This is a genomic window from Nocardia pseudovaccinii NBRC 100343 (genome assembly GCF_001613225.1).
GTDB classification, from domain to species: Bacteria; Actinomycetota; Actinomycetes; order Mycobacteriales; family Mycobacteriaceae; genus Nocardia; species Nocardia pseudovaccinii.
On sequence record NZ_BDBY01000479.1, the window covers coordinates 1 to 1,168 of the forward strand.

General features: G+C 67.1%; 1 protein-coding gene and 1 pseudogene. Both read left to right on the forward strand.

Annotated features, from left to right (window positions below):
• Positions 1–333, forward strand: a pseudogene (locus NP3_RS49595) (DNA polymerase III subunit gamma/tau); the annotation flags it as partial.
• Between the two features lie 254 nt (positions 334–587).
• The coding region (locus tag NP3_RS46015; protein ID WP_281197817.1) for a thiolase family protein at positions 588–1,168 on the forward strand (581 nt) is incomplete at its 3' end.

The window sequence follows — 1,168 nt, forward strand, 5'->3', positions numbered from 1 at the left end:
CCGCCGCGGTTCTCGCGGCCGAGTCAGGCCAGGGCGGCGGCCGCCGATCCGGCGGCGGGCCCTGGTCAGCGGCCCGCACCGAGTGGTGACGCACGGTCGTTCCGCGGCGACGACGATATTCCGCCGCCCGACTTCCCGGATCTACCGGATGACCCGGGCCCGATGGATTACGCGCCGATCGATGGCGTCCCGCCGCCCTCCACTCCGGAGGAGGAACAGGAGATGCTGGCCGAATCGCAGACCCCGGTGGCGCCAGGGGATCGACGCGACCCGGATGAGGTGGCCCTGGAGTTGCTCAAAAGTGAGCTGGGTGCCACACGGCTGGATGGTTGACAACCCTCGTTCACAAGACGTTAAGTTAACCGGAGTTCGCACACCACGGTAGTATGAACGGGTGGCCGCGAGCCGCGGTGTGGCGAAGTTCTATGGTATGCGGAGGCATGCGGGTATCAAGAACTCGTCATCGCCGCTGCTTGTCGACTTTTGTACAGCGTCAGGACGGTCGGTCTCCGGACCGATCGGCGAGGTCACTCGCATGGACGGACGAATGTTCGGCCGCCGCACCCTTAAGGAAGGAACACTCCGATATGACCACAGAGGCCTACATTTACGAGGCCATCCGCACCCCGCGCGGACGCGGCAAGAAGAACGGTTCGCTGCACTCGGTCAAGCCGATCGACCTGACTGTTGGTCTGATCCAGGAGCTGCGCGGCCGTTTCCCGAACCTCGACGAGGACCGGATCTCCGACCTGATCCTCGGCGTCGTCGCGCCGGTGGGTGACCAGGGCGCCGATATCGCCCGCACCGCCGTGACCGTGGCCGGCCTGCCCGACACCGTCGGCGGCTTCCAGCTCAACCGCTTCTGCGCCTCCGGCCTCGAGGCCGTCAACCTGGCCGCGCAGAAGGTCCGCTCGGGCTTCGACGACCTGGTCCTCGCCGGTGGCGTCGAGTCCATGTCCCGCGTGCCGATGGGCTCCGACGGTGGCGCCTGGGCGCTGGACCCGGCCACCAACTACGACACCTACTTCGTGCCGCAGGGTGTCTCCGCCGACCTGATCGCCACCATCGAGGGCTTCTCCCGCGATGACGTGGACGCCTACGCCGTGCGTTCGCAGGAGCTCGCTGCCAAGGCCACCACCGGCGGCTACTTCGCCAAGTCGATCGTTCC